The sequence below is a fragment of the Teichococcus aerofrigidensis genome, from assembly GCF_054073225.1.
In genome coordinates this window covers 1-18413 of record NZ_JBSXMU010000074.1, presented here as the reverse complement: position 1 = coordinate 18413, position 18413 = coordinate 1, and the positions used below count along the sequence as shown (strand labels likewise).

The following is an 18413-nucleotide window of genomic DNA, read 5'->3' as shown; positions in this document are numbered from 1 at the left end:
CCCCCCCCCGCGCGCGCCCGCCGCCCCGGGGGGGGGGCGGGCGGGGGGGCCGGCGCCGTCAGGGCGTGATGAGGATCGCCCCCTCGGCACGGCGCTCCTCCGCCGCGCGATGCACGTCCACGATCCGGTCGAGCGGGAAGCGTTGGCCGACATCCACCTTCACGTGCCCCTTCACGATCGCGTCGAAGAGATCGGCCGCATGCGCCCGCAAGGCCCCCTCCTCGGCATTGTGCGGGAAGACCGAGGGGCGTGTCAGGTACAGCCCGCCCTTCTGGCCCAGCAGTTCCGGATCGATGGCGGGCGCCGGCCCCGAGGCGTTGCCGTAGCTAACCACCAGCCCGAAGGGCGCGGCGCAGTCCAGCGACTTCAGCAGCGTGTCCTGGCCCACCGCGTCATAGACGACGCGCGCCTTCCGGCCGCCCGTCGCCACCAGGAAGGCTCGCGGCCAGTCCGGGTCGTTCAGGTCGATCACCGCCGCGCAGCCGGCCGCCAGGGCGGCCGGCGTCTTGTGCGGCGATCCAGTCGTGCCGATGACGGTCGCGCCCAGGGCAGTCGCCCAACGGGTCAGGATCTGGCCGACGCCGCCCGCCGCCGAATGCACCAGCAGCAGGTCACCCGGCGCGACGGCGTGGGTGGCGCGGAGCAGGTACTGCGCCGTCATCCCCTTGAAGAGCAGCGTGGCCGCCGCCTCGTCCCCCACTGCCTCCGGCAACTTCACAAGCTTCGCCGCCGGGACGTTCCGGCGATCGGCATAGGCGCCGACCCCGGCGTTCATGTAGGCGACCCGGTCGCCCGGCCCGATCCCGGACACGCCGGGGCCGACCGCCTCGACAACGCCGGCCGCCTCGAAGCCCAGGCCCGTCGGCAGGGGGAGTTTACGGATGCCTCTGCGCTGATAGATGTCGATGAAGTTGAAGCCGATGGCGCTGTGCCTCAGCCGCGCCTCGCCCGCCGCCGGGGGGGCCAGATCCTCCTCGACGATCGTCATGACCTCGGGCGGTCCGAACGCCCTGATTTCGACGCGACGACATCTCACCATCTCCGCCTCCCGGCCCGAGGCCATGCAGGGCCTCCTGTTGTCCTGGCCGCGCAGGGTAGGCTATGCGACAGGGGAGATAATGTGGCCGGTACGCAAATCATTCGTGCAGATCCCGCAGGAATTGCTCGAGCCCGGACGGCTCGAGGAGCTGGCCGCCTTCGTCGCCGTCGCCGAGGCCGGAAGCTTCACCGCGGCGGCCGGCCTGCTGGCCCGCGACGCCTCCGTCCTCTCCCGCCGGGTCAGCCAGCTTGAGCGGCGGCTCGGGGTCCGGCTGCTCTCCAGGACCACGCGGCGCGTCAGCCTGACCGAGGCCGGGGCGACCTATTGCCGCCGTGTGCAGAGCCTGCTCGACGAGATGGCCGACGCCAACCGGGAGGCCAGCGACCACGCCGCGAGCCCGCGGGGCACCGTCCGCGTCGCGCTGCCGGTGACCTTCGGGCAGCACTGGATCGCCCCGCTGCTTCCGGGCTTCCTGAGGCGGCATCCGCAGATCCGCATCGAGGCCCGCTTCTCCAACCACCTGGTCGACATCATCGCCGAGGGCTTCGACGTGGCAATCCGCGTCGTCGCCACGCCGCAGCGCGACAGTTCCCTGACCGTGCGGCACCTGGCCTCCTACCGGACCATCCTCGTCGCGGCACCGGATTATCTCGCCGGCCGTGGCGCGCCGCGGGTACCGGCCGAGCTGGTCCGTCATGCCTGCCTCGGTTTCACCGGCCACGCCGCATGGCCCGACTGGGTGCTGGTGAAGGACCGGCGGCGGCAGACCGTGCGTCCGCCCTACAGCCTCACGGCGGACTATTCCGAGGCCCTTCTGACAGCGGCCATCGGGGGCGCCGGCATCGCCTTCATCGCCAGTTGGCTGGCGGGGCCGGCGCTGAAGGCCGGCCAGCTGGTGGAGGTCCTGCCGGGCTGGAGCGGCCCCGAGGGCGGCGGTGTCCACGCCGTCCTGCCGCCCGGCCGCATGGTGCCGGCCAAGACGCGCCTGTTCGTGGAGGAGGTGGCGCGCGCCATCCGGCTGAGCTGGACGGGCTGACGCGGTGGCCGGGAAGGGCCCCACCTCGCCCCTGGCGCCGGCCGTCGCATGGCGGCACCATGCCCTCCGCGACGGCGGCCATGACGAGCCGCGCGCCCGGGGAGGTTTCACGATGCGTATCGGCACACGTCCTTTCGGACCGGAGAGCCTGCCGGTCTCCCGCCTGGGCTTCGGCTGCGGCGGCGTCGGCGGCCTCATGGTGCGCGGCGCCGCGGCCGACCGGGAACGCGCCGTCGCCCGGGCGCTCGAGGCCGGCATCACCTATTTCGACACCGCCGTGCAATACGGCGACGGCGCCTCGGAGGAGAACCTCGGCGCCGCCCTGCACCGGCTGAAGGCGGGGTCGGCGCTGGTCGGCACCAAGGTCCGCCTGCGCTCGGCGGAGTTCGGCGCCATCGGCAGCGCCGTCGCCGCCTCCCTCGAGGGCAGCCTCAGGCGGCTGCGGCGCGACCATGCGGACATCTTCTACCTGCACAACGAGATCACCCAGGAAGGCGGCGGGGAGAATCTGAGCGTGCGCCAGGTGCTGGAGGAGGTCGTGCCGGCCTTCCGCGCGCTCCAGGAGGCGGGCAGGATCCGGGTGCCGGCGATGACCGCCGTCGGCGAGACCGCCGCCCTGCACCAGGTGATCGACGCCGGCTTCTTCGGCGGCGCCCAGGTGATCTACAACATGCTGAACCCCTCGGCCGGCCTCGTGCTTCCGGCCGGCTATCCGGCGCAGGATTACGGGCGGCTGCTCGGCCGCATGCGGGCGCGGCGGATGGGTGCCGTCGGCATCCGCGTCCTGGCGGGTGGGGCGCTGAGCGGTTCCGCCGCGCGCCATCCGGTCGCCAGCCCGGCGCCCGCGCCGATGGGCTCCGGCGAATCCTACGAGGCCGATCTCGCCCGGGCTGCGGAGTTGATGCCCCTGGTCACCGAGGGCTTCGCCGCCTCCCTGCCGGAGGCCGCCATCCGCTTCGCCGTGGCCCAGCCCGGGCTGGAGACCATCCTGGTCGGCATGGCCAGCCTGGAGGAATTCGAGGGAGCCCTCGCCGCCGTGCTGACGGGACCGCTTCCGGAGGGGGCCCTGCGACGCGTGGCCGACATCTCCGCCGGCTTCGCGCGGGCGCCGGGCTGAGTCGCGGGCGGCGGGCACCGGCCGGCCGGCGGACCCCCGGCGCGGGCCGGGGGCATTGGCGGCCGGTCGTCAGCCGGCCCTCAGGCCACGGCCAGCATGACATTGAGCCGGAACTTCGCCGCCACGGTGGGCGGCATGATGAGGCGGCCATGGTAGGTGCCGTGGCGCAGATCCTCGGGCAGCAGCATGGCAAAGCCGTCCCGCCAGCTCATGCGGTCCGCGGGCTCCGGCCAGTCCTGGCCGCGCCAGAGGAGGGGGCGCAGGCCATCCCCGTCCTCGATCCAGTGCCAGTCGCTCCGCTCCGGAGAGTCAGGCCATCCGTTCCACAATGCAACCATTGCGCTATCCTACTGCCAATCCCCTCACCATGAAGGGCAATTTTCAGCCTCGGCCACATCACAAAGCCTGAGCTCGTCATTGAGCTTCCCGAGCGCAAAGCGAAGAAATCATCCGCCCGGCCGTCCGCAGGGAATACAATGCCGTCCATGCCCCGGGACAGGCGAAAGGACATGGCCTGCGTGATGCACTGCCTTGAGGAAAGCCGACTTGACAGCCCGCCGCCGCGCCAGGGCACCGCCGGGCCGTGAGGGCGCCTCGCGCGGGGCTTCTGATGCTGCTGTCCCTTCTCGCCTATGATGCCGCCACCATCGTCCCCGCCGTCGGTGGCCTCTATGTCGTCAAGCGGAAGCTGCACTACGACACGGTGCCGGGCGTGGACATGCTGCCGGACGAGACCATCCGCGCCCTGGCCCTGCGGGCGCGCCGCCTGCTGGGGAAGATCGCCGCCTGAGGGCCCTTCCCGCCTTCACGTCAGCGTTACCTGACGCCACAACCCGAAATGGCCAAAGTCGCTGATGACACACCCCTGGCCATCGGCATGGAGCGCAGAATGTCCCGCACCGAATCCCGCACCATGTTCGACCGCCCTTATGAACGACCGGCGACGAACCCGCTCCTGCGCGGCCTGGCCACCCTGGCGCGCGCCCTCGCCGGCTTCGCCCTGACCTTCATCGAGCTGCTCGCGGAGTTCCTGGCGCCGCTGCTGCTGCTGGCCGGCGGCATCTGGTGGCTGGCGCTCCAGCTGGCGGGAGGCCTGACCCTGGAGCCGGAGCTGCAGCAATATCTGCAGTACCTGCCACGCCAGTTGCAGATCGGCGGCGAATGGCTGACGCCGGGCGGGCTGATCCGCCAGGGCCTGCTGCTGATGGCCGTGGTCGCCGCCTGCCGCACGCTCAACCGCCTCATCGGGCGAGAACTCTGACCCGGCCGCCGCTTGATCCCGCAACCCTGCTGGACGAACCTTGTTACCAGCGATCCATAAAGGAGAGTCGCATGAGCGGCGAGGATCAGGAAGCCCGCATCCGACAACGGGCCTATGAGCTTTGGGAGGCAGCCGGACGTCCCGAGGGCCAGGCCGACTCCTTCTGGTATCAGGCCAGCACCGAGGTCACGGGCCAGGCGCGGGCCCTCTCGGACGAGCTGGACCAGCAACTGGCGGACACCTTCCCGGCCAGCGACCCGCCTTCCGTGACCATGCCGGGCGAGCGCGAGGACAAGCCGAAGGCCCCGGAAGACGAACCCCTCCCCGCGCGCTCCGCCACGCTCGAGGAGCTTCCCGACAAGAAGTCCGGCGCGAAGGCGGCGCCGAAGAAGGCGCGCAAGCGCAAGTCGGAATGACTCCCGCCCACTGTGACCCGCGGTGGCGCTCCGCCCCAATTTCGCCACCGTCAGCCGGACAGTGATGGAAAGCCCGGCCGCCCCCGCCCCCGTGGAAGCGGGAAGGGCGCGGCTGGGGCCGGACGTTCGTCGCAACCGCAAGGATGACACGATATGCGGACTATGCTCACGGCCATGGCCCTGATCGGCGCCTCGGCGCTGGCGGTGCCGGCCATCGCCCAGACCGCCACCCCCTCCGCCACCCCCTCCGCCGTCACCGAGGTCCGCACCGTCGCCGACCTCGCCGCCATCTGCGACCCCCCGGCGAACAGCCCGCTGCGGCTGGAAGCCATCGCCTACTGCCAGGGCTATGTGACCGCGGCCGGCCAGTACCATACGGCGCTTCATCCGGCCGGCGGTCGGCGCCCGCCCCTCTTCTGCCTGCCGGACCCGGCGCCGACCGTGGCGCAGACCGGTCTCGGCTTCGCCGCCTGGGCGCGGCAGAACCCGCAGCACGCCGCGGAGCCGGCGCTGGACGGCCTGTTCCGCTGGGCCCAGGCCACCTATCCCTGCCCGACACCGGCGCGCCCGGCGCGCGGCGCGGCCCGCTGAGACGAGGAGGAACGCCATCATGATCCGACCCCTGCGCCTCGCCCTGCCGCTGGCCGCCATCCTCTCGCTCGGCGCCTGCGCCGACATGAACCCGTCCACCCGCAACGTCGTCGGCGGCACGGCCGGCGGCGCCGCGCTGGGCGGCGTCATCGGCTCCTTCAGCGGCAATGCCGGCTGGGGCGCGCTGCTCGGTGCCGGTGCCGGTGCCGGTGCCGGCTACCTATATGACCAGTCGCAGCAGCGCTCCTACCGCGACGGCTACCGCGACGGGCGCTCGCGCCGCTAGAACAGATCCCGATCAGGTGAAATTGCCTGATCGGGTGAAGATGCTGGCAAAAACAAATGCTGCAGGCCGCCGCCTGCGCCTGGCCCGTCCGCCCCGGGAAGCACGCCTTCCCGGGGTTTTTCATGCCCGGCCTGCGCCAGAACGCGACTTCTCGTGAAATCTCTGGAAATCGTGTGATTTTTTGATCTTCCTTGTCGCGCGCCCAGAGCCTAGAAGGGCGCCGATCACGGATGCCATCATAATTTCACAGAGAGGCCGGGATGATCGCCAACAGCTACACGGTCTGCGTCGTCGGGCTCGGCTCGATGGGCATGGGGGCCGCGCAATCCTGCCTGCGCGCCGGCCTTCGCACCTATGGCGCCGATCTCAATCCCGCGGCCCGCGCGGCCCTGACCGAGGGCGGCGCGGCGGGGGCCGGTGAGAACGCCCTGGCCTTCGCGGAGGAGCTTGACGCCGTGCTCCTGCTGGTGGTCAACGCCGCCCAGTGCAAGGCCGTGCTCTTCGGCGAGGACGGCCTGGCCGCGCGGCTCCGCCCCGGCACCGGCGTCATGGTCTCGGCCACCATCTCCGCCGCCGACGCGAAGGAGATCGCCGCCGGGCTCGAAGCGCGCGGCCTGCTGCCGCTCGACGCGCCCGTCTCGGGCGGCGCCGCCAGGGCCGCCGCCGGCGAGATGACGGTCATGGCCTCGGGCTCCCGCGCCGCGTTCGACCGGCTGCGCCCGGTGCTCGATGCGGTGGCGGGCAAGGTCTACGAGATCGGCGAGGAGATCGGCCTCGGCGCCACGGTCAAGATCGTGCATCAGCTCCTCGCCGGCGTGCATATCGCCGCCGGGGCGGAGGCCATGGCGCTGGCCGCCCGCGCCGGCATCCCGCTCGGCACCATGTACGAGGTGGTCACCAACGCCGCCGGCAACAGCTGGATGTTCGAGAACCGCATGAAGCATGTGGTGGATGGCGATTACACGCCGAAATCGGCGGTCGACATCTTCGTCAAGGATCTCCGGCTGGTGACCGAGACGGCGCTGTCGCTGAACTTCCCGCTGCCGCTGGCCAGCACCGCCTACACCATGTTCGCCAACGCCTCGAACGCGGGCTTCGGCAAGGAGGACGACGCGGCGGTGATCAAGACCTTCGCCGGCATCGCCCTGCCCGGCAGGAAGGGGGAATGACCATGCGCCTCGGCGTCATCGCGGACGACTTCACCGGCGCCACCGACATCGCCGGCTTCCTGGTCGCCAACGGCCTGCGCACCGTGCAGCTCAACGACGTGCCGGCGGCCGACCTCCAGGTGGAGGCGGATGCCGTCGTCATCAGCCTCAAGACCCGCTCCTGCCCGGTGGCCGAGGCGGTGGCGCAGAGCCTCGACGCGCTGCGCTGGCTGCAGGCGCGCGATTGCCCGCAGTTCTTCTTCAAGTACTGCTCCACCTTCGACAGCACGCCGCGCGGCAATATCGGCCCGGTGACGGATGCGCTGCTGGATGCCCTGGGCGAGGACTTCACCGTGATCTGCCCGGTGCTGCCCGTGAACGGCCGCACCATCTACCACGGCTATCTCTTCGTGAACGGCATCCCGCTGGCGGAATCCGGCATGCGCCACCACCCGGTGACGCCGATGACCGACAGCAACCTGATGCGGCTGATGGACGCGCAGGCGCGCGGCCGGACCGGCAACGTCCCGCACACCGTGCTCGACCAGGGCCCCGGGGCGACGCGCGCGGCGCTGGAGACGCTGCGGCGGGACGGCTTCCGCTACGCCGTGCTGGACGCGCTGAACGACGCGCATCTCGTCGTTATGGGCGAGGCCGTGGCGGGCATGAGGCTCGTCACCGGTGGCTCGGGCCTGGCCGATGGCATGGCGCGCGCCTGGAGCGACACCGGCGCGGCGGCCCCCGCCGCCGCGGCCGGCCGGCCGCGCGGGGCGCGCGCCATCGTGCTCTCCGGCTCGTGTTCGCAGATGACCAATGCCCAGGTCGCCGCCTATCGCGACGCGGCGCCCGCCGTCTTCGTCGAGGCGGAGCGCGCCCTGGCCGATGCCGAGGGCTATGCCGCCGAACTGGCGGACTGGGTGCTGGCACAGGCGCCGGATGGGCCGGCGCCGCTGGTCTATGCCACGGTCGGGCCGGAGCAGCTGCGCGAGATCCAGCAACGCCTGGGTGGCGAGGCGGCGAGCGCCGCCGTCGAGCGCGTCTTCGGCGGCCTGGCGCGGCGGCTCGAGGCGGCGGGCTTCGACCGCTTCATCGTCGCCGGCGGCGAGACCTCGGGGACGGTGACGCAGTCGCTCGGCATCCGGGGCTTCCACATCGGGCCGCAGATCGCCCCCGGCGTGCCCTGGGTGCGCGCCGTGGAGAAGCCGCTCTCGCTGGCCCTGAAGTCGGGCAATTTCGGCCAGGAGCGCTTCTTCTTCGACGCGCAGAACCCGGCCGGCTGACAACAGGAGGACACCGACATGCCGCGCTTCGCCGCCAATCTCTCGATGATGTTCACCGAGGTCCCGTTCCTCGACCGCTTCGCCGCCGCCGCCAAGGCCGGCTTCCAGGCGGTCGAGTTCCTCTTCCCCTACGAGCATCCGCCCGAGGTCGTCGCGGCGAAGCTGCGGGAGGCGGGGCTGACCCAGGCGCTGTTCAACATGCCGCCGGGCGACTGGGCGGCGGGCGAGCGCGGCATGGCCGCCATTCCGGGGCGCGAGCAGGAGTTCCGCGACAATGTCGCGACGGCACTGCGCTATGCGAAGGCGCTCGGCTGCAGGACGCTGCACGCCATGTCCGGCCTCACCGAGGGGCTGGACCGCGCCGCCTGCGAGGCCACCTTCGTCGAGAACTTCCGCTATGCCGCCGATGCGCTGGCGCCCGAGGGCATCACCCTGCTGGTCGAGCCGATCAACAGCCGCAACATGCCCGGCTACTTCATCGCGCACCAGATGGAGGCGGTGAAGCTCGTCGAGCGCGTGGCGCGGCCGAATGTCGCCGTGCAGCTCGACCTCTACCACGCGCAGATCATGGACGGCGACCTGACCAAGCTCATCGAGAAGATGGCCGGCCGGTTCGCGCATGTGCAGATCGCCTCCGTGCCCGAGCGGCACGAGCCGGACGAGGGCGAGCTGAACTATCCGCATCTCTACGCCGTCCTGGACCGCGCCGGATACACCGGCTGGATCGGCTGCGAGTACAATCCGCGCGGCGAGACCACCGCGGGCCTCGGCTGGTTCCAGCCCTACAAGGCGGGCTGAGCCGGGCCGCATGATCCCCGCCGAGCGGCAGAACCTGATCCTCGCGCGGCTCACCGGCCGCGGGGTGCTCAGCATCGCCGAGCTGACCGGGCTGCTGGGCGTCTCGCACATGACGGTGAGGCGCGATATCCAGCAGCTCGAGCGGGCGGGGCGGGTCATGTCGGTCGCCGGCGGCATCTGCCTGCCGGAGCGGATCTCCTTCGAGCCCTCGCATGCCGTCAAGGCCACCGTGGCGCATGCCGAGAAGGCGGCGATCGGGCGGGTGGCGGCGGCGATGGTGCCCGAGGGCGCGGTGGTCTACCTCGATGCCGGCACGACGACTCTGGAGATCGCGCAGCACATCGCGCCCCGCGACGACATCGCCGTGGTCACGAACGATTTCGTCATCGGCGCGCTGCTGACGCGAGAGTCGCGCTGCCGCCTGTACCACACCGGGGGCCAGGTGGAGCGGGAGAACCAGTCCTGCGTCGGCGAGCCGGCGGCGGAGGCGATCCGCCGCTTCAACTTCGACATCGCCTTCATCTCCACCTCCTCCTTCGGGCTGCGCGGCGTCTCCACGCCGTCCGAGAACAAGGTGGCGGTGAAGCGCGCCATCGCGCAGAGCGCGACGCGCAGCATCCTCGTCACCGACAGCAGCAAGTACGGCCTCGTCGGCACCTTCAACGCCGTGCCGCTGGAGGCGCTCTCCGCGATCGTCACCGATGCCGGCCTGCCGGAGAGCGTGCGCGCCGAGATCGGCAAGCGGGGCATCGCGCTGCACATCGCCGCGCCGGCGCCGGACCAACAGGGAGTTTCACCCGCATGAAGATCATCGTCACCGGCGGCGCCGGTTTCCTCGGCAGCCGGGTCATCCGCGCGCTGCTGTCGGATGGCGCGGCGCGCGGCGTTCCGGCCTTCGACAGCATCGTCTCCGTGGACCTCGCGCCCTGTCCGGTCGAGGATGCGCGCGTCCGCTCCGTCACCGGCGACATCGCCGATCCCGCTTTCATCCGCTCGCTGGTCGATGCCGAGACCGTCGGCATCTATCATCTCGCGGCGGTGCTGAGCGGGCAGTCGGAAGAGGATTTCGACCTCAGCCTGCGCGTCAACGTGGACGGCACGCGCGCCCTGCTGGAGGCCGCGCGCGCCACCGGGCGGCGCCCGCGCTTCGTCTTCGCCAGCTCGCTCGCCGTCTTCGGCGGCGCCATGCCGGAGGTGGTGCCGGAGACCATGGCGCTGATGCCCGCCTCCTCCTACGGCGCGCAGAAGGCGATCGGCGAGATCCTGGTCAACGACTATTCCCGCAAGGGCTTCGTCGATGGCCGCGTCTGCCGCCTGCCGACCATCGTGGTGCGGCCGGGCAAGCCCAACTCCGCCGCCTCCTCCTTCGCCAGCGGCATCATCCGCGAACCGCTGAACGGCGTCGCCTCGAACTGCCCGGTGCCGCCGGAGACGCGGATGTGGCTCTCCTCGCCCGATACGGTGGTGAGCAACCTGGTGCATGCCCTGGCCGTCGATGGTGCCGCGATCGGGCCCTGGCGGGTGCTGAACCTGCCGGGCATCTGCGTCACCGTGGCCGAGATGCTGGCGAGCCTGGAGCGGGTCGGCGGCGCCGCGCCGCGCGCGCTCGTCACCCAGCGTCCGGAGCAGCGCGTCATCGACATCGTCTGCTCCTGGCCGGGCGATTTCGACGTCAGCCGGCCGCTGGCCCTCGGCTTCACCCGCGATGGCGACTTCGACGCCGTGGTGAGGCAGTACAAGGACGAATTCGTCCGCTGACATGCACTCCGGGGCGCCGGGCCCCGGGGTTCTCCCGACGCTTGGAGAGTACAATGAACGCTGCCGCATCCGCGGTGGGACCTGAGGCCATCATCGGCCTCGTCTTCGCCATCGCCTTGCTGATCTTCCTGGTTCTGCGGACCAAGATCCATGCCATCGTGGCGCTCGTGATCGCCGCCTCCATCGCCGGCCTGTCCGCTGGCATGGCGCCCGCCGGCGTGGTGCGGTCGATCACCACCGGCTTCGGCGCGACGCTCTCGACCATCGGCCTGGTGATCGGCTTCGGCGTGATGATGGGCCGCATCCTCGAGATCTCGGGCGCCGCCGAGCGGCTGGCCGTGACGCTGGTCCGCTGGCTGGGCGAGAAGCGCGAGGACTGGGCCATGATGGTGACAGGCTACATCGTCTCCATCCCCATCTTCTGCGACAGCGCCTTCGTCATCCTCAATCCGCTGGTCCGTGCCCTGGCGCGCAACACCGGCCGCTCGATCCTGACGCTCGGCATCGCCCTCGCCGGCGGCCTGATGCTGACCCACCATGCCGTGCCGCCCACTCCGGGCCCGCTGGGCGCCGCCGGCATCTTCAATGTCGACATCGGCCTGATGATCTTCTGGGGCGTGGTGCTGACCCTTCCCGGCATGTTCACCATCATCCTCTATGCCCGCGCCATGGGGCCGCGCATCGAGGCGATGATCCGGAACGAGACCGGTGAGAGCCTGACTGCCGCGGAGGCCTTCCAGGAATTCAAGCGCAACGCGGCGGAGCGGGAGAAGGAGCTGCCGCCGCTGTGGCTCTCGATGCTGCCGATCCTGGTGCCGATCCTGCTGATCTTCCTCAACACCGTCGTCGCCGGCATCGTCTCGGCCAGCGGCAACCCGGCGCTCGCCGACAGCGTGGCGGTGCAGATCTGCGCCTTCATCGGTAACCCGGTCATCGCCGTCGGCCTCGGCGTCGTCATCGCCGTCTATGGCCTGGCCGGCAAGCTGAACCGGCACGACACCGCGGCCGAGCTCGAGAAGGGCATCGAGGCGGCCGGCATCATCCTGCTGGTGACCGGCGCCGGCGGCGCGCTGGGCGCGGTGCTGCGCGACAGCGGCACCGGGACCTATATCGGCGAGTGGGTGGCGACCCTGCCGCTGCCCGCCGTGCTCATCCCCTTCGTCATCGCCACGCTGGTTCGCCTCATCCAGGGTAGCGGCACGGTGGCCATGATCACGGGCGCCTCGATCTCCGCACCGATCCTGGCGCAGATCCCGGACGTGAACATGGTCTTCGCGGCCCAGGCGGCCTGCATCGGCTCGATGGTCTTCGGCTACTTCAACGACAGCTACTTCTGGGTGATCAACCGCATCCTCGGCGTGAAGAACGCCAAGCACCAGATGCTGACCTGGTCGCTGCCGAGCACGGTCGGCTGGGCCACCAGCCTGGTCGCCCTGCTGATCGTGAACGCCCTCTTCGGCTGACCGGCGGGTTCGGCCGACCGGCGGGGTGCCACAAGGGCGCCCCGCTTTCCTCTCCTGCCAGGAGCGATCCCATGACCGAGCCCGAACTGCGCGACCTTCTCGTCGAACTCGGCGCCAGCCTCTTCGCGCGCGGCTATTCCGTCGGCAGCGCCGGCAATATCAGCGTCCGCCTGCCGGACGGCTACCTGATGACGCCGACCAATTCCTCGCTCGGCCGCCTCAGCGCCGGGCGCATCAGCAAGCTGGACCTCGCCTGGAACCATGTCGGCGGCGACAGGCCGTCGAAGGAGGTCTTCATGCATCGCGCGGTGCTGACGGCGCGGCCCGAGGCGGGGGCGGTGGTGCACCTGCATTCCACCCACGCCACCGCCATCGGCTGCCTGGCCGGGCCCGGCGATGCCATGCCGATCCCGCCGCTCACGCCCTATTTCGTCATGCGCGTCGGCCGCAGCCTGCCGGTGATCCGCTACTACCGCCCGGGCGACGCGGCGATGGAGCGGGACATCCACGAGGCCGCCAGGGGCGCCCGCGCCATGCTGCTGGCCAATCATGGCCCCGTCGTCTCCGGCGCGACCCTGACCGATGCCGTCTACGCCGCCGAGGAGCTGGAGGAATCCGCCCGGCTGGCCCTGCTGCTGCATGGCCGCTCCCCCCGCGCGCTGACCGCCGCGCAGATCGACGATCTCCTGGCCACCTACGGCTGAGCCGCAGCCGGGCCCGGCACGACGGCGATTGCGCGAGACGGCGCGGTCAGGGCAGAAGCCGGTGGGCCCGGAATGGCCGGGCCCTGTCGGGAAGGAGTTTGGCGCGGGATGTCTCTGGACAGAAGGATGTCGCTGGGCAGGGCGGTGGAGCGGCGGATCGAGGCCGCGCTCTTCGGCATGCGCTGGATCATGGCGCCGGTCTACCTGGCGCTGATGGCGGTGCTGCTGCTGATCGCGGCCCGCTTCGCCGTCGAGTTCTGGACCGGCCTCACCGCCATCGGCGGCATGAAGACCGACGACCTGGTGATGCTGGTGCTCACCCTGATCGACCTGACGCTGGCCGCCAACCTGCTCGTCATCGTCGTCATGGCGGGCTATGAGAACTTCGTCTCGCGGCTGGAGGTGGCGGAGCACGAGGACCGGCCGCAATGGCTCGGCCATGTCGACTTCTCGGCGCTCAAGCTGAAGCTGATCGCCTCCATCGTCGCCATCTCCGGCATCCATCTGCTCAAGACCTTCCTCGACATCCACAACCAGCCGATGCAGGACGTCCTGCTGCAACTGGCCGTGCATCTCGGCTTCTGCCTGACCGGCGTGCTGCTGGCCTGGATGGACCGGCTCTCGGGCGAGGGGCACTGAGGCCGCAGGGGGCCGCCCTGGAGCCTCTCCTGGCCTATGGCGGCCTCTTCGCCGCCGCCTTCCTGGCCGCCACCCTGCTGCCGGCGCAGTCCGAGGCGGTGCTGGCCGGCCTGCTGCTCTCGGGCGAGCACGCGGTGCCGCTGCTGCTCCTGGTCGCCAGCGCGGGCAATATCGGCGGATCGGTGGTCAACTGGCTGCTCGGCCGCTGGGCCGCGCGGTTCCGCGACCGCCGCTGGTTTCCCGTGAAACCGGCGGCGCTGGCCCGGGCGGAGCGCTGGTATGGCCGCCTCGGCCACTGGTCGCTGCTGCTGAGCTGGCTGCCGGTGGTCGGCGACCCGCTCACCTTCGTCGCCGGGGTGCTGCGGGTCCCGCTGGCCTGGTTCCTCCTCCTGGTCAGCATCGGCAAGGCCGGCCGGTACATCGCCCTGGCGGCGGCGCTGCGGGGCTGGAGCGGCTGAGCGGAAACCCGGGGAGAAGGGCGGCTTTCCCGCCCTGCCCGGTTGCCGGAACCGCGGAAGACGCTATGTGACGATCCGGCGATGGAACGCTGCCCCTTGCCGCGGCGCCACCCGTCATGTCAGGGAAGGCGAATGTTTCGAGCCAAGAAAAACGACGCGCCGGGATGAAGCGCATTCTCGTGACCGGCGCGGCCGGCTTCATCGGCCATGCCGTCGCCCACCAGCTGCTGCGCAGCGGCTGCGCCGTTCTTGGCCTCGACAGCCTCACCTCCTACTACGACGTCCGCCTGAAGCAGGCCCGCCTCGAGACGCTGCACGACCAGCCGCATTTCGCCTTCCAGCGCCTGGACCTGTCGCATGCGGCCGCGACCCGCGCCGCCTTCGCCGCCTTCCGGCCGGAGGCGGTGGTGCATCTCGCCGCCCAGGCCGGGGTGCGCTACTCGCTGGAGAACCCGGCGGCCTACACCTCCTCCAACATCGACGGCTTCCTCTCGGTGCTGGAGGCCTGCCGCGCCCATCCGGTGCAGCACCTGGTCTATGCCTCCTCCTCCTCGGTCTACGGCGCCAACACCAAGCTGCCCTTCGCCGAATCCGATCCGGTGAACCGCCCGGTCTCGCTCTATGCCGCGACCAAGCGCGCCAATGAGCTGATGGCCCAGAGCTACAGCCACCTCTACCGTATCCCCGCCTCGGGACTGCGCTTCTTCACCGTCTACGGACCCTGGGGCCGCCCCGACATGGCCTATTACAAGTTCACCGACGCCATCTACGCGGGCCAGCCGATCGACATCTACAACCAGGGCGACATGGCCCGCGACTTCACCTATGTCGACGAGGTGGTGGAGGCGATCCAGCGACTGGTGGCCCGCCCGCCCGCCGACACCGCGGCGTCGGACGAGGAGCCCGGGCGGATCGACCCCGGCGTGCCGCACCGGCTGTTCAACATCGGCAACCACACGCCGGTGCCGCTGCGTCACATGGTGGAGGTGCTGGCGCAGCTGACGGGCCGCAAGGTCCGCTGCCGCCTGCTGCCGATGCAGCCGGGCGACGTCGAGCGGACCTATGCCGACGTCACGGCCCTGCGCGAGGCGGTGGGCTTCACGCCGCGCACGCCCATCGAGGAGGGGCTGGCGCGCTTCGTGGACTGGTACAGGGCCTATCATCGCTGCGGCTGAGGAGGCCGCCTTTCGCTGGCCCTGACGCGGCGCGCGGGCCATGCTGCGCCGCACCGATGATCCGTCTGGTCCTCCCCCTGGTCCTCCCCTGGGTCCTCCCCTGGGTCCTCCCCTGGGTCCTCCCCCTGCTCCTGGCCGTGCTGTCCGGCCTCGCCGCCTGCGCGCCGCGCACGATTCCGGCCGGCCCGCCTCTGGCGGCGCCGGCCCTGCGGGAGGAGGCGCTGGTCATGCCCGACGGCGCCCGCCTGCCGCTGCATGTCTGGCGGCCGGAGGGACCGCCGCGCGCCGTGCTGCTCGGCCTGCACGGCTTCGGCGACACCGCCGGCAACGCCTTCCGGCGCGCCGCCGAGCCCTTCCTGGCCGCCGGCCTCATCGTCTATGCCTATGACCAGCGCGGCTTCGGCGCCGCCCCGCATCGCGGCGTCTGGGCCGGCGCCGAAGCCCTGGCCGCCGATGCGGCGGCGGCGGCGCGGCTGCTGCGGCAGCGCCATCCCGGCCTGCCCTTCTTCCTGCTCGGCGAGAGCATGGGCGGCGCCGTGGCGATGCTGGCGGCGAGCGGCGCGGAACCCCTGCCGGTCGATGGGCTGATCCTCGTCGCCCCGGCCCTGGAAGGGCGCGCCGACATGTCCTGGCTGACCCGGCAGGTGCTCGAGCTGGCGGCGCACACCGTGCCGCTGCTCGAGTTCCGCAACGCGGCCCCCGGCTTCGCGCCCACCGACAACGAGGAGGCGATGCGGGGCTGGAGCCGCGACCCGCTGACCTACAAGGAGGTGCGGGTGGACACGCTCTATGGCCTGATCGGGCTGATGGACGCGGCCAAGGCGGCGGCCCCGCGGCTCGGGGCCCCGCTGCTGGTGCTCTACGGCGCCAGGGACCGCATCATCTCCCCCGGCCCGGTGCGCGGGCTGCTGCGCGCCCTGCCGCCCGCCCCGGAGGGCGCCCCCGAGGGCACCGCCAGGCACCGCGCGGGCTATTACGCCACCGGCTACCACATGCTGCTGCGCGACAAGGGGCGGGATGCCGTCGCCGCCGATGTGCTGGCCTGGATGGCCGATCCCGCCGCGCCCCTGCCCTCCGGCGCCGACCGCGCGGCCGAGGCCTGGATGGGCCGGGACCGCTGACCCGCCCCCTCCAGGCCTCGGCGCCGCCGCCGATGGACTCGCCCGGCCGGCTGCGATACCTCCAACACCCCCCGCGCCCCGATGGGGACAAGAACGCCGTCCAGGACCCTGCCGATGCCCGCTTACCGCTCCCGCACCACCACCCATGGCCGCAACATGGCCGGCGCGCGCAGCCTCTGGCGCGCCACCGGCATGAAGGACGGCGATTTCGGCAAGCCGATCATCGCCATCGCCAATTCCTTCACCCAGTTCGTGCCCGGCCATGTGCATCTGAAGGACCTCGGCCAGCTGGTCGCGCGCGAGGTCGAGGCGGCGGGCGGCGTGGCCAAGGAGTTCAACACCATCGCCGTCGATGACGGCATCGCCATGGGCCATGACGGGATGCTCTACAGCCTCCCCTCGCGCGAGCTGATCGCCGACGCGGTCGAGTACATGGTCAACGCCCATTGCGCCGACGCGCTGGTCTGCATCAGCAACTGCGACAAGATCACGCCCGGCATGCTGATGGCGGCGATGCGGCTGAACATCCCGACCGTCTTCGTCTCGGGCGGGCCGATGGAGGCGGGGCGGCCGAGCGGCGGCGCCACCCAGCGCTCCGACCTGATCACCGCCATGGTCTCCGCCGCCAACCCGAATGTCAGCGACGCCGAGGCGGAGCGGCTGGAGCGCTCGGCCTGTCCGACCTGCGGCTCCTGCTCCGGCATGTTCACCGCCAATTCGATGAACTGCCTGACCGAGGCGCTGGGCCTCGCCCTGCCCGGCAACGGCAGCATCGTCGCGACCCATGCCGACCGCCGCAAGCTCTTCGTCGAGGCCGGCTGGCTGATCGTCGACCTGGCGCGCCGCTGGTACGAGCAGGAGGACGCCACCGCCCTGCCGCGCGGCATCGCCACCTTCGAGGCCTTCGAGAACGCCATGTCGCTCGACATCGCCATGGGCGGCTCGACCAACACGGTGCTGCACCTGCTGGCGGCGGCGGAGGAGGGCGGCATCCCCTTCCGCATGGCCGACATCGACCGGCTGTCGCGCCGCGTGCCGAACCTCTGCAAGGTCGCGCCCAACATCGCCGATGTCTACATGGAGGACGTGCACCGCGCCGGCGGCATCATGGGCATCCTGGGCGAGCTGGACCGCGCCGGGCTGCTGCACCGCGAGCTGCCGATGGTGCATGCGCCGAGCCTCGCCGCCGCGCTGGAGAAGTGGGACATCAAGGCGCCCGGCCGGCAGCAGGGCGATGACGCCACCACCCTCTACGGCGCGGCGCCCGGCGGCGTCCGCACCACCGAGGCCTTCAGCCAGGCCGAGCGCTACGAAACGCTGGACGACGACCGCGCCGGCGGCGTGGTGCGCGACGTCGGCCACGCCTTCAGCCGCGACGGCGGTCTCGCCGTGCTCTACGGCAACATCGCGCTGGACGGCGCCATCGTGAAGACCGCCGGAGTGGATGCGAGGCTGCTGCGCTTCTCGGGTCCGGCGGTGATCTTCGAGAGCCAGGAGGCGGCGGTCTCGGCCATCCTCGGCAACAGGGTGAAGCCGGGCGACGTGGTGCTGATCCGCTACGAGGGGCCGAAGGGCGGGCCCGGCATGCAGGAGATGCTCTACCCGACGAGCTACCTGAAGTCGAAGGGCCTCGCCTCCTCCTGCGCGCTCATCACCGACGGCCGCTTCTCCGGCGGCAGCTCCGGCCTCTCCATCGGCCATATCTCGCCCGAGGCGGCGGAAGGCGGCGCCATCGGCCTGGTCGAGAGCGGCGATACCATCGTCATCGACATCCCGAACCGCGTGCTGCGCGTCGACCTCTCCGACGAAGAACTCGCCGCGCGCCGCGCCGCCATGGAGGCGAAGGGCGAGGCGGCCTGGCAGCCGGACCGCCAGCGCAAGGTGTCGATGGCGCTGCAGGCCTATGGCGCGCTGACCACCAGCGCGGCGCGCGGCGCGGTGCGCGACGTCAGCCAGCTGCGGCGGCGCTGAGAGCCCTTCCGGGCGGGGCGGCGGGCCCCGCCCGGCACGGACCTCAATCCGCCCGGATGCCCGCCGCGCGGATCGTCTCGCCCCAGAGCCTGCGGTGGCGCGGCCGGGGCGCCCCCCCGGGGGCGGCGAGCGCCGCCCTGGCCGACACGCTG

Annotated in this window: 21 protein-coding genes; 19 read left to right on the top strand and 2 right to left on the bottom strand. The window is 71.5% G+C overall.

Features of this window, described 5'->3' with window-relative positions; all coding sequences use genetic code 11:
• Positions 1-58: 58 nt before the first annotated feature.
• Complete coding sequence (locus ACVMLK_RS14785; RefSeq protein WP_422922226.1) at positions 59-988, bottom strand: quinone oxidoreductase family protein; 930 nt, start codon at positions 986-988, stop codon at positions 59-61.
• Between the two features lie 154 nt (positions 989-1142).
• On the opposite strand from ACVMLK_RS14785, the gene ACVMLK_RS14780 reads away from it, so the two are divergent.
• Both ACVMLK_RS14780 and ACVMLK_RS14775 read left to right on the top strand, forming a co-directional pair.
• Positions 1143-2075 (top strand): LysR family transcriptional regulator, encoded by a 933-nt coding sequence (locus ACVMLK_RS14780; RefSeq protein WP_422922227.1) that lies wholly within the window; start codon positions 1143-1145, stop codon positions 2073-2075.
• Positions 2076-2187: 112 nt separating this feature from the next.
• The gene (locus ACVMLK_RS14775; protein ID WP_457486800.1) at positions 2188-3192 is read left to right on the top strand and encodes an aldo/keto reductase; all 1005 of its coding nucleotides are present in this window, start codon (positions 2188-2190) and stop codon (positions 3190-3192) included.
• Positions 3193-3272: 80 nt separating this feature from the next.
• On the opposite strand, the gene ACVMLK_RS14770 is transcribed toward ACVMLK_RS14775, so the two are convergent.
• On the bottom strand, positions 3273-3530 hold the full coding sequence (locus ACVMLK_RS14770; RefSeq protein ID WP_198367200.1) for a hypothetical protein: 258 nt from the start codon (positions 3528-3530) through the stop codon (positions 3273-3275).
• Between the two features lie 272 nt (positions 3531-3802).
• On the opposite strand from ACVMLK_RS14770, the gene ACVMLK_RS14765 reads away from it, so the two are divergent.
• The 17 genes from ACVMLK_RS14765 to ilvD all read left to right on the top strand — a co-directional run bounded on the left by ACVMLK_RS14765 (position 3803) and on the right by ilvD (position 18261).
• Positions 3803-3982 (top strand): hypothetical protein, encoded by a 180-nt coding sequence (locus tag ACVMLK_RS14765; RefSeq protein WP_198367199.1) that lies wholly within the window; start codon positions 3803-3805, stop codon positions 3980-3982.
• Positions 3983-4081: 99 nt separating this feature from the next.
• Positions 4082-4453 carry a hypothetical protein gene (locus ACVMLK_RS14760; RefSeq protein WP_198367198.1) on the top strand — a complete coding sequence of 124 codons (372 nt, stop codon included), beginning with the start codon at positions 4082-4084 and terminating at the stop codon, positions 4451-4453.
• Between the two features lie 71 nt (positions 4454-4524).
• The gene (locus ACVMLK_RS14755) at positions 4525-4869 is read left to right on the top strand and encodes a DUF2934 domain-containing protein (protein WP_198367197.1); all 345 of its coding nucleotides are present in this window, start codon (positions 4525-4527) and stop codon (positions 4867-4869) included.
• Positions 4870-5022: 153 nt separating this feature from the next.
• Complete coding sequence (locus ACVMLK_RS14750) at positions 5023-5460, top strand: Rap1a/Tai family immunity protein (protein ID WP_457486799.1); 438 nt, start codon at positions 5023-5025, stop codon at positions 5458-5460.
• A 19-nt stretch (positions 5461-5479) separates the two neighbouring features.
• Positions 5480-5746, top strand: coding sequence for a glycine zipper domain-containing protein (locus tag ACVMLK_RS14745; RefSeq protein ID WP_198367195.1), 267 nt, complete (start codon positions 5480-5482; stop codon positions 5744-5746).
• Positions 5747-6006: 260 nt separating this feature from the next.
• Positions 6007-6915, top strand: coding sequence for an L-threonate dehydrogenase (gene ltnD, locus ACVMLK_RS14740; protein ID WP_457486798.1), 909 nt, complete (start codon positions 6007-6009; stop codon positions 6913-6915).
• Positions 6912-8174: a 3-oxo-tetronate kinase gene (gene otnK, locus ACVMLK_RS14735; RefSeq protein ID WP_457486797.1), complete on the top strand. Its 1263-nt coding sequence runs from the start codon at positions 6912-6914 to the stop codon at positions 8172-8174. The genes ltnD and otnK overlap by 4 nt, the downstream gene beginning before the upstream one ends.
• Before the next feature lie 18 nt (positions 8175-8192).
• Entirely contained in the window at positions 8193-8972 is a 780-nt protein-coding gene (gene otnI, locus ACVMLK_RS14730) for a 2-oxo-tetronate isomerase (protein ID WP_198367193.1), read from the top strand.
• Positions 8973-8982: 10 nt separating this feature from the next.
• A complete protein-coding gene (locus tag ACVMLK_RS14725; RefSeq protein WP_198367192.1) occupies positions 8983-9777 on the top strand; it encodes a DeoR/GlpR family DNA-binding transcription regulator in 795 nt (264 codons plus the stop codon).
• Entirely contained in the window at positions 9774-10730 is a 957-nt protein-coding gene (gene denD, locus ACVMLK_RS14720) for a D-erythronate dehydrogenase (protein ID WP_198367191.1), read from the top strand. The genes ACVMLK_RS14725 and denD overlap by 4 nt, the downstream gene beginning before the upstream one ends.
• Positions 10731-10804: 74 nt before the next feature.
• Positions 10805-12193: a GntP family permease gene (locus tag ACVMLK_RS14715; protein ID WP_457486796.1), complete on the top strand. Its 1389-nt coding sequence runs from the start codon at positions 10805-10807 to the stop codon at positions 12191-12193.
• Between the two features lie 71 nt (positions 12194-12264).
• A complete protein-coding gene (gene otnC / locus ACVMLK_RS14710) occupies positions 12265-12897 on the top strand; it encodes a 3-oxo-tetronate 4-phosphate decarboxylase (protein WP_198367189.1) in 633 nt (210 codons plus the stop codon).
• Positions 12898-13005: 108 nt separating this feature from the next.
• Positions 13006-13536, top strand: a complete 531-nt coding sequence (locus ACVMLK_RS14705; RefSeq protein ID WP_457486795.1) for a TIGR00645 family protein — start codon at positions 13006-13008, stop codon at positions 13534-13536.
• A 98-nt stretch (positions 13537-13634) separates the two neighbouring features.
• A complete protein-coding gene (locus ACVMLK_RS14700) occupies positions 13635-13994 on the top strand; it encodes a YqaA family protein (RefSeq protein ID WP_422922232.1) in 360 nt (119 codons plus the stop codon).
• A gap of 164 nt (positions 13995-14158) precedes the next feature.
• Positions 14159-15169: an NAD-dependent epimerase/dehydratase family protein gene (locus ACVMLK_RS14695; RefSeq protein WP_232477216.1), complete on the top strand. Its 1011-nt coding sequence runs from the start codon at positions 14159-14161 to the stop codon at positions 15167-15169.
• A gap of 56 nt (positions 15170-15225) precedes the next feature.
• Entirely contained in the window at positions 15226-16290 is a 1065-nt protein-coding gene (locus ACVMLK_RS14690; RefSeq protein ID WP_457486794.1) for an alpha/beta fold hydrolase, read from the top strand.
• Between the two features lie 114 nt (positions 16291-16404).
• Entirely contained in the window at positions 16405-18261 is a 1857-nt protein-coding gene (gene ilvD / locus ACVMLK_RS14685) for a dihydroxy-acid dehydratase (protein ID WP_457486793.1), read from the top strand.
• Positions 18262-18413: the final 152 nt, after the last annotated feature.